This window comes from Metabacillus fastidiosus NBRC 101226, assembly GCF_001591625.1.
In the GTDB taxonomy this organism is placed as follows: Bacteria; Bacillota; Bacilli; order Bacillales; family Bacillaceae; genus Metabacillus; species Metabacillus fastidiosus.
This window is the reverse complement of record NZ_BCVG01000048.1, coordinates 18,995-28,440: the sequence shown is the minus strand read 5'-3', so window position 1 is coordinate 28,440 and position 9,446 is coordinate 18,995. Positions and strand designations below refer to the sequence as shown.

At 33.2% G+C, this 9,446-nt stretch carries 10 protein-coding genes and 2 pseudogenes; 8 read left to right on the top strand and 4 right to left on the bottom strand.

The features are described from left to right. The 3 genes and pseudogenes from BFA01S_RS23270 to BFA01S_RS12480 form a co-directional block, all read right to left on the bottom strand. Positions 1-228: pseudogene (locus BFA01S_RS23270) on the bottom strand (hypothetical protein); the annotation flags it as partial. A gap of 623 nt (positions 229-851) precedes the next feature. Next, positions 852-1,250, bottom strand: coding sequence for a hypothetical protein (locus tag BFA01S_RS12485; RefSeq protein WP_066230756.1), 399 nt, complete (start codon positions 1,248-1,250; stop codon positions 852-854). Between the two features lie 702 nt (positions 1,251-1,952). Continuing rightward, a complete protein-coding gene (locus BFA01S_RS12480; RefSeq protein ID WP_066230753.1) occupies positions 1,953-3,395 on the bottom strand; it encodes an amino acid permease in 1,443 nt (480 codons plus the stop codon). Between the two features lie 532 nt (positions 3,396-3,927). Between BFA01S_RS12480 and BFA01S_RS23675 the strand changes: the two are divergent. The 8 genes and pseudogenes from BFA01S_RS23675 to BFA01S_RS12450 all read left to right on the top strand — a co-directional run. Then, positions 3,928-3,981: pseudogene (locus BFA01S_RS23675) on the top strand (hypothetical protein); the annotation flags it as partial. 6 nt (positions 3,982-3,987) lie between these two features. Then, a complete protein-coding gene (locus tag BFA01S_RS23465) occupies positions 3,988-4,122 on the top strand; it encodes a hypothetical protein (RefSeq protein ID WP_268874863.1) in 135 nt (44 codons plus the stop codon). 243 nt (positions 4,123-4,365) lie between these two features. Continuing rightward, positions 4,366-4,932 carry a TetR/AcrR family transcriptional regulator gene (locus BFA01S_RS12470; protein WP_066230746.1) on the top strand — a complete coding sequence of 189 codons (567 nt, stop codon included), beginning with the start codon at positions 4,366-4,368 and terminating at the stop codon, positions 4,930-4,932. Between the two features lie 56 nt (positions 4,933-4,988). Next, positions 4,989-6,848, top strand: coding sequence for an alpha/beta fold hydrolase (locus BFA01S_RS12465; protein WP_066230741.1), 1,860 nt, complete (start codon positions 4,989-4,991; stop codon positions 6,846-6,848). A gap of 125 nt (positions 6,849-6,973) precedes the next feature. Beyond that, positions 6,974-7,096 (top strand): hypothetical protein, encoded by a 123-nt coding sequence (locus BFA01S_RS23460; protein WP_268874862.1) that lies wholly within the window; start codon positions 6,974-6,976, stop codon positions 7,094-7,096. 294 nt (positions 7,097-7,390) lie between these two features. Beyond that, positions 7,391-7,645, top strand: a complete 255-nt coding sequence (locus BFA01S_RS12460) for a type B 50S ribosomal protein L31 (protein ID WP_066230740.1) — start codon at positions 7,391-7,393, stop codon at positions 7,643-7,645. Between the two features lie 98 nt (positions 7,646-7,743). Continuing rightward, positions 7,744-8,013 (top strand): 30S ribosomal protein S14, encoded by a 270-nt coding sequence (gene rpsN / locus BFA01S_RS12455; RefSeq protein ID WP_066230738.1) that lies wholly within the window; start codon positions 7,744-7,746, stop codon positions 8,011-8,013. A gap of 78 nt (positions 8,014-8,091) precedes the next feature. After that, positions 8,092-8,448 carry a hypothetical protein gene (locus BFA01S_RS12450; protein WP_066230736.1) on the top strand — a complete coding sequence of 119 codons (357 nt, stop codon included), beginning with the start codon at positions 8,092-8,094 and terminating at the stop codon, positions 8,446-8,448. A 276-nt stretch (positions 8,449-8,724) separates the two neighbouring features. Here the strand turns inward: BFA01S_RS12450 and BFA01S_RS12445 are convergent, their stop codons facing one another. Next, entirely contained in the window at positions 8,725-9,351 is a 627-nt protein-coding gene (locus BFA01S_RS12445; RefSeq protein WP_066230733.1) for a nitroreductase family protein, read from the bottom strand. Positions 9,352-9,446 lie beyond the last annotated feature (95 nt).

Genomic DNA, 9,446 nt, shown 5'->3' with positions numbered 1-9,446 from the left:
AGTTGCTCCTTGAGATCCGGTTGCTCCCTGAGGTCCCCGTTCACCAGGAGGTCCTTGAATTCCTTGAGGTCCGGTTGCTCCCGGAGGCCCTGGAGGTCCTGGAGGACAACAGTTGCATTTAAAATGATGGTGGTGATGCTTCCTCTTGCGCTTTAATGCTAATAGTTCAATTAAATTATTAAGACCGTCAAAGTCAACGGATAATTCCTTTTTTCTATTATGACTCATCTCTTCATTCTCCTAATCATTAAAATATAAACTTTCCCTATATTTATATTCTGCTGAAGTATGGTTGCAAGGGCATTAGTATGGTTTTCCTAAAAATAGTCAATGATCTATAAATTTGATAAAAAATTATAGAACTTAATAAAGAAGGGATATTCATTTTAGTAGTAAAACTCAGGTTTTAGACGGAAGGATAAATAAGCGGAGGGAATACAAAATTAATCTGATAAGATATGTAATAATTTGAAAATGAAGGAGGGGGAAATAAGAAGGAAGAAGCTGAGGATCAAACAATAATTGACCGCTTAGTATTAATTTTATAGTGAACTCGGTTGTTATTTAATGTAAGAGAGCATCTTCTTCTATAAACCCTAAGTTACATCAATTGAAGCATTTTTAAATTACATGATTGAGGTTGAAATTCTTAAGATTCGTTAAGAGTATGGATGGAGGCCCTTAAGGCCCCCGTTTCCCTGAAGGACAGTTGCATTTTAAAATTTATTTAATCTATTTCTTCTATTTAAATTTCTGAATTTAATACGGAGACGATAACGAGCTAGATTTAATAAGCTCATCTCTTTCGTTACGTAAAAACACCAAATAAGGTTTTAAAAGCCTAGATATTTTTAAGTCCCTGGTGGTGGTGGAGACGCTGGTGAAAGCCCGCAGATACAACGGCAGTCGATAGTCAATCTCATTGGATTCTGCTGCGGTCCTCCTGGACCTTGAAATTCAAAAGTAGCGCAGCAAGTTTCATCGTCAAATGCTATAAACAGAAAATTAGTAGGGTTACCAGCACCTTGGAGATTTATAAAATTTGTCGAGCCTTCAGGTAAAATAAAAAATCTGTCTACACGTGGTCTAGCTCCTGCAAGTACACTGCACGCACACCCTTCACAAGCAGCTCCCCTATTATCATGATGATGGCAGCAATGCTTCCTCTTACGTTTTAATGCTAATAGTTCAATTAAATTATTAAGACCGTCAAAGTCAGGAGATAATTCCTTTTTTCTATTGTGACTCATTTTCCCATCCTCCTAATTATTAAAATATAAACTTTCCATATATGTATATTCTGCTGAAATTTGGTTGCAAGGGCATTAGCATGGCTTTTCTAAAAATAGTCAATAATCTATAGACTTGATAAAAAATTATAGAACTCAATAAAGAAGGGATTCATTTTGATGGTAGAACTCAGCTTTTAGATGGAAGGACAAATAACCGGAGGGAATACAAAATTAATCTGATGATATATCTAATAGTTTGGAAATAAAAGAGAGGAGAAGTAAAAATGAAGAAGCTTAGGGTCAAACAATGATTGAACGCCTAACATTAATTTTATAGTGAACTCGGTTGTTGTTTAATGTAAGAGAGCATCTTCTTCTATAAACTCTAAGTTACATCAATTGAAGCATTTTTAAATTACATGATTGAGGTTGAAATTCTTACGAAAAGTCTAGTATATGAGATTAAATAGCTAAAAGAAGAAATTAAAATTGAAGTTTTTCTGATTATCCCATTAAATAAATGCTGAACTATTATAGACAAATCAAGCAAAGAGAAAAAGCATTGCATGCTTATCGAGATTATCCCATTAATATGACTCTTTTATCCAGTGAAATTAAGCTTTTATTTTTTCTTCCGGAGAAAATTTCGCCATAAAAAAATGCCTCCCAATAGTTAGACACATTTAACAATTGGGGGCAGTTCATTATGACACTGGCTTTTTAATGAAATTCATCCACATCAATCTTACATTCCTTCAAAGGCACTACCTTTGTTTTCTTTATAAATTTGTAGCCTAGCCACATGATTAAAAATAATGGAATGCCGAGATAGGCTGCAGTGATATCCATCCAATCAATTTTATCGCTTAGAAAAGCTTGATAGTCTTGAGCAATAATGACAATTAAACCGACTAGAAAGGCGAAAATCGAGCCAAATGGGTAAAGCTTAGCGCGGTATGGAAGTTTTTCGAGTGCATGCCCTTGAGCAAGATAGGCTTTCCGAAAACGATAATGACTGGCAGCGATCCCAAGCCAAAAAATAAATCCTGTAATCCCTGCTGCATTTAATAGCCATATATAGATGGCTCCATCTCCAAAGGCAGATGCAAGAAAAGCAAGCATCCCTACTAATGTTGTTGCAATAAGTGCAGCTACTGGAATACCGCGTTTATTAAGCTTTCCAAAGAATTTTGGTGCTTGTCCTTCTTTTGCCATGGCATATAAAATTCTTGTTGAAGCATAAAGACTTGAGTTACCAGCTGATAAAACAGCTGTAAGAATGACCGCGTTCATTAATGATGCGGCAAAGGCAAGTCCTGCTTGTTTAAAGACTAATGTAAATGGACTAACCATGATATCTTCACTTTGCAGGCTTTCTGTTGTGTAAGGGATGATTAAGCCAATAACAATGATCGCTAGTACATAAAATAACAAAATTCTCCAGAAGATGCTTTTGATGGCTTTTGGTACATTTTCACGCGGATTTTCACTTTCTCCCGCAGCAACTCCCACTATTTCTGTTCCTTGAAAAGAAAATCCTGCTGTAAGAAATACACCTATAACTGCTAATAGACCACCATGAAATGGCGCATCACCAACTGTGAAATTTTTAAAACCAACTGCTTGTCCATTCATAATGCCAAAAATCATGAGGAAGCCAACAATAATAAAGATAATAATAGTAGCGACCTTAATAAATGAAAACCAGTATTCTCCTTCTCCATAGCCCCTAACAGAAAGGATATTTAATCCAAAAATGATAAGGATAAAAAGTCCACTCCATAGCCAAGAGGGGCTATCAGGAAACCAGAATTTCATGACAAGTGTGGAAGCGGAAAGCTCTGCTGCGAGTGTAATCGCCCAGCTATACCAATAATTCCAGCCTAATGCAAACCCTAATGCTGGATCGATAAATCGAGTGGCATACGTACTAAAAGCACCACTAGTTGGCATAAAGGAAGCCAGCTCACCTAAGCTTGTCATGATAAAATAAACCATGACTCCAATAATTAAATAGGCAAGCAGCGCTCCACCAGGACCCGCATGGTATATTGCAGCACCACTTCCTAGAAAAAGTCCAGTACCTATGGAACCACCTAATGATATCATCATTAAATGTCGCGCTTTTAAGCCACGTTTTAATTCCTTATTTTGATTATTCATCTATAATGAAACCTCCGTTATTTCATTGTTATACCCTAAAAAGAAGTCATGTATAAATCTATATACTTTTAGTAAGAAGAAATGGATATTTATAAATGGAAATTCATATTAATAACTATACAAAGATATCATAAAATAAAAAAGATGAAAATAGAAATCTGTATATTTTAACATATCTATGAATAATATTTCATAAATTTTTCTTTTTTAGAATAATATAAAATATCTTTGTAGATTAGTGGGATTTATAACTTGTTTACCTTTTTTAGAGATTTTTATTGAAAGAGGCTTAAGTTTGAATATTAATAAATGATAAGGAAAAGAAAATGGCAAAAAAGAAATATCCTTTATATAGGCGTTGGAAAGCTATGCTGGATAGATGCTATAAGAAAAATCATTCGCAATATAAATATTATGGAGTTAAAGGAATAACAGTTTGTGAACAATGGCAAGACTTTTGGAATTTCGTTCATGATGTAGACAATCATTTGAAGAAAATCATAAATTAGGCTATGAAAAACAATAACGTAAAATATCAGCTATCAGTGATAATGAAAAACTTGAATTTATATCTATTTCAGAAGCAAGTCGTGTGTTAAACATTTCACGAAATACAATCCAGCTAAACTTAAAAAAGATAGAGTTCATTCATCTGGCTATCGTTTTAAACATTGTGATTGAAAATCTTGAGGTGCTTCACATTGACAGGGAAGGGGTCGGCGGTTGAAGTCCCTCAGAGGTCATCATCTTAAAAAAGCCCAAATTCTTAATATAAAAGGATTTGGGCTTTTTTAACTTTCTTTCTATCATACCTATCTTATTCCTGTTTGAAGACTATATATAAATTGAGCAAAACAGTTGATAAGTCTCACAGTTCTATTGTCTGCTCTTTTTTACTTTAATTAATATAAAATATTTGAAATACAATATTTAGTACTGTATAGTACTAAATATGAAAAAGACAAAAGCAATGAATGAAAAACACGTAATTGAAGTAGCGGCAAAATTATTTTTAGAAAAAGGGTTTGCTTATACGAGCATGGATGAGCTTGTGCGTATAAGCAAAGTATCAAAATCAAATATGTATTATCATTTTTCCAGCAAGGAGGAACTTTTATTAAGTGTAATTGATTATTGGATCAATACTTATCATCATGCGATAGAAGAAATTCTTGCTCAGTATCATTTATCGGTTGAGGAACGTGTAATACTGTTTTTAACACATTTATCAAAGGGAGTTCAAGAGAGAGAGTTTAAAGGAAGTTGTCCGTTTATCACACTTTATATTCAAAGCCCTGCACACGCCACGCAAATAAAAGAAAAAATTGGGAATTTTTTCTGTGAATTACAAGCCAAAATGAAGTTATTAATAAAACAAGGCATAGAAAGAGGCGAGTTCAGAAATAACATCGATGTAAATGATGTTTCCTCCCTTTTTATAACGAATCTTGAAGGTGCATTATTTATTTCAGAAACACTGAAAGATGCATCTGTTATTACAAAAACTGCTCATCAATTTTTTAACTTGCTTCGATAAATGAAGCATTTTTTTACAAATAACTAGTACTGATTAGTACTAAAGAGGAGGAAGTTATGAGAACTATTTTTTTAACAGGTGGTACGGGTTTTATAGGTAAAGAGTTATTAAAAGAATTAATAAAAGAAGAGATAAATATTTTTCTTCTAGTTAGATCAAAAATAAAAGCAGCACTTACTTTTCAAGAAATGGGTATTTTCAACAAAGAAATAATTCACTTAGTTGAAGGTGATTTAACGAAAAAAGATTTAGCCTTAAGTAATGAAGATAGAAGTAAGGTATTAAAAGCAGATGTTATTATTCACGCAGGTGGGCCTATGGATATTCAAGTTGGAGAAAATGAAGCAGTTTCTTCATTCTTACAAGGCGCAAAGTATATTGGTGAATTAGCAAAGAGTATTCATCAATCCAAAGGCTTGAAACAATTTATTCATATAGTTGGTTATATGAGTCCTTTTGATGATCATAATAGCAAAGTTTCAATTGATGTGTTTAAAGAGGGCAACAAGTATTTAAAAATAAAAAATCCCTATGAAAGAACAAAGTTTTTAGCGGATCTCTATATTCGCCAGCAAGCATCTGAAATAGGGTATCCACTTTCTGTTGTTAATCCCCCTGTTGTAGTTGGTTCTAGTAAGACAGGTAGCACAGAGCAACTTGGAGGCTTAGGTATGCTTGTGTCTAGTGTAAGAAAAGGTCTTATGCCTGTTATTCCTGGTGGAAAAAATTATAGATTGCCCATCATTGCGAACGATGATTTAGCAAAATTTATTGTTCAAGTTTCAATGCAAGATACTTCGTCCATTAAAACGTATACATTGGTTTCTGATAAACGTACAGAACCTCATATACCTGAACTGTTAAGCTTAATGTCAGAAAGTATGAATATGAAAGCACCTACTCTTTCTGTTCCTATAAGTTCATTGAAAATACTTCTGAATAGTGGATTAAGTAAAATAACAAAGATTCCATCTGATGGATTAAATTTTATTACTAAAAGGGAATTTTCAAATGATTCATTGAAAGAAATAATGAAAAAAGGCTGCTTTGGAGATGGAAGAGTAAGAAATCTCCTCCCTTTGGTTGTGGCAGATTTAGATTATCGTTTAACGTATCCAAGTCACCAAATGGATAAAAGATTTGAAAGATCACGTATTGGAAATACAGTAGTTTACCAAATGAAAGGAGAAGGTAAACCTTTTATTTTATTTCATGGTTTGCTTTGTGATGGGGAAGATATGTTTCCTTTAGGCATACGTATTCATAAAAAAACGGGCCAACCGGTTTGGATTGTTGATCTTCCTGGTTTAGGACGTTCTCCTTTTAAACGGGAGAAAAATCTTATAGACACTTACATAAATATGGTAAAAGATCTATTGAAAGAAGCTGATAATGGAGCTCACTTAATTGGGCATTCCTTTGGTGCGGTTATTCTAATAGAAGCAATAAAAGAAAACGTTATTCGTATACAAGATACTCTAACTTTGCTTCAACTACCTGTATTGAAAAATCAGTCAGTATCATTACATTCATCTTTTATTAGCAAATGGGCATTGAAATTAGCTGATTCCAAGAGGATAAAACAATATTTATTAAAAAAAGGCTTATTTGATAGTAATGATAACATTCCGTTAGATTATGTTGCTAAAGTAAGACGGAGTTTTACTTCTCCTAGAATTTTAAATACTACCGTTCAGTTGAATACTTTGCTGTTAAACGGATACAAAGTGGATGTTAATATGCTTTCAGATCATAAAATTCATATTATTTGGGGAAACAAAGATGTAATCTATATTGCTCCAACATTAATTGCAAAAATTAATTATGTTCCTTATGGTCATCATTTTCCTATCTCCAATCCTAGTGAAACGGCCGATATAATCCTTCATAAGTTATTCTCAAAAGTGGGTGATTGACTTGTTTAAAGGGAGTGCTGGTGGACTATTGAGGAATGCTGCTGTACCTATTCTTTTCAGGAGAGAAACATAAGTTTAACAAAAAGGGACAAACTGTATTTGAAATAAGAAAGGAGATGCGACACATGACAAAAAAATTTAATAAAGGCAGCGGTAATCAAAATTCACCGCAATTACACGGCCAGGTTCCTGTTAGTGGAGATAATAATAAAGGAAATAAAAGAAATAAAGAAAAGACAGAGCGCTAAAACAGAGAATCTAGTATAGAACAAACTGGTCATATTCAGACTAGTTTGTTCTATTTTGTTAGACAATCTTTTTTATTGAATTTAGACAATTCAGTTGATTAGCCTAGTATAATGAGGCTGACAGGGAAGGGTTTTCAGGGGTTTAAATCCCTCATACTAAAAATCCTTTGGTTAAAAAAGATCATTGCACTAATTTAGAGTGAGATAGTCTTTTTTATTTTTTTTAAAAAATCATTTGCAAATCATAATCATTACGTTTAATATAATAATTAAAATTATTATTGAGGTGATTAGATGAGACAAAATATACATCCTGAGTATCAAAAGGTAGTATTTATGGATATAAACAGTGGTTTTAAGTTTTTAAGCGGTTCTACAAAAAAATCGAATGAAGTAATTGAGTGGGAAGATGGGAATTCTTATCCATTAATAAAGGTCGAAGTAAGTTCGGATACACATCCATTTTACACAGGTGTTCAGAAATTTGCGGATAAGGGCGGAAGAGTGGATCGTTTCTTACAGAAATATAATATGAAAGATAATAAATAAGTTAGGTAATCGCTTTATCATAATTTTTTAAGCTACATTTACAATTTAAATCGTAATGATTTTGTTTTAATGGTAATCAATTAGGGAGGTAATTGTTAGTGGCCAAGAAATCAAAGGTTGTTAAAGAATTAAAAAGACAGAAAATAGTTGAGAAGTACGCGGATATTAGGAAAGAATTAAAGGAGAAGGGGGATTATGTTGCATTGAGCAAGCTTCCGAGGGACTCCGCACCTTCAAGGTTGCATAATCGTTGTGCAGTGACAGGTAGACCTAGAGGATACCTAAGAAAATTCGGAATGTCTCGTATTGCTTTTCGGGAATTGGCACATAAAGGACAAATCCCAGGCGTGAAAAAATCAAGCTGGTAGGCACAGATAAGAAGGAATATGACGGAGATTGGTCTGTCATGTTCCTGTTTTAATATAAAGGTAAGGATGGTCTTTACTATGAATGAGAAAATAATGGAGGTTTTCGCGAAAAATATTATTGCTTCTCTCCCTAGGAATAAAAGAAAATTGTATCAGTTTATTGAAAGTGTGGAGGATAGTTTAGCGCAGCAATCTGAAACAGAGGAGCAATTTTTAACTCTTTTGAAAGAACAGTCTCCCCATCATCAGGCAGCCAGCCGTTTTGATATGACAATCGATGAAACAGTGAAACTAATGCATGAAATTGAAGATGAAATTAATTTGAAGTTAGAAAGAAAACTGGAGAAGTATAAGTGGATTGACTATACAGATAAAGTTAGCAGCTTGCGGAATAGAACAGCTAGTAATATGCAATACTATTTAGTTATTTCTTAATATAAAAATTGTCCTTTCTATCTAGTTAGCTAAAGGGATATCAACTAAAATAAATAAAAATTATTATAGTTGGCCCATAATGCAGCTTTCAAATAAATTTCGATAAAATGAGCTCGTAAGTACATATTTTGCAACAAGTGAAAAGAAGCCAATTTAAAAGGAGAGTAAGATAAATGGCTTCTGATTTTTTTCGTTATTTACTTTTCATAAAAAGTTTGTCCATTAATAGATTTAATTTATTACATCGAAAACATCTTATGTTGCTGAAATGAATGATTAGTCTATTTTGTTTTTGTAAATTACTTTATTGATATCATGCCTTACCGTTTTATGCCCATTTTTGATACTTTTTCCAATCGCTATAAGCATAATGTCTAAATATCTCTCAGAAATGTCTAATACTGACCTTAGCTGCTTGGAATCATACCCTGACATTGTAATAGTATCAAACCCTGCTTCATTTGCTAATAAAAGTAATGACATAGATGCTAGGCTTGCATCTCTTGTTAATTCAATTGCCAGATCTTCTTTTGATTTATTCTCATAGTAATGGATAGCAGCACTCGCTAGATAATCTCGCAATGATTCGTCAAAAAATCCTTTCTGAAATCCTTCTTCATGTATCTTTATGATATTTTCTTTTTCAAAAGCTTGATAATCCCCTAATATAACGATTAATACGGATGCTTCTTTTACTTGCTGCTGATTAAAAGCTACTGGCAATAATGAATCCCTTAGATGGGGATCATCTATAACTAGGTATCGCGTTGCCTGTATATTATTTCCGTTAGGTGACTTGCTTGCACTTTTAATCAACGATGCCAATATTTCTGAATTGATTTTATAGTTTGGATCATAATGCCTGACTGAACGTCTTTTTTCTAGAATCTCTTTTACACTCATCGTATCCACTCCCAATGTTATACTTGTTACAATATTGATTATAATGACAACAATATCCTAACGAAATAACGCACAATAATGTGGCATAGCCACCT

Bases quoted from the DNA above. Each gene is read 5' to 3' on its own strand.
- BFA01S_RS12465 (WP_066230741.1), top strand. From the start codon at position 4,989: ATGAGAACTATTTTTTTAACAGGTGGTACGGGTTTTATAGGTAAAGAG.
- BFA01S_RS12445 (WP_066230733.1), bottom strand. From the start codon at position 9,351: ATGAGTGTAAAAGAGATTCTAGAAAAAAGACGTTCAGTCAGGCATTAT.
- BFA01S_RS12470 (WP_066230746.1), top strand. From the start codon at position 4,366: ATGAATGAAAAACACGTAATTGAAGTAGCGGCAAAATTATTTTTAGAA.
- BFA01S_RS12480 (WP_066230753.1), bottom strand. From the start codon at position 3,395: ATGAATAATCAAAATAAGGAATTAAAACGTGGCTTAAAAGCGCGACAT.
- BFA01S_RS12460 (WP_066230740.1), top strand. From the start codon at position 7,391: ATGAGACAAAATATACATCCTGAGTATCAAAAGGTAGTATTTATGGAT.
- BFA01S_RS23460 (WP_268874862.1), top strand. From the start codon at position 6,974: ATGACAAAAAAATTTAATAAAGGCAGCGGTAATCAAAATTCACCGCAA.
- BFA01S_RS12450 (WP_066230736.1), top strand. From the start codon at position 8,092: ATGAATGAGAAAATAATGGAGGTTTTCGCGAAAAATATTATTGCTTCT.
- BFA01S_RS12485 (WP_066230756.1), bottom strand. From the start codon at position 1,250: ATGAGTCACAATAGAAAAAAGGAATTATCTCCTGACTTTGACGGTCTT.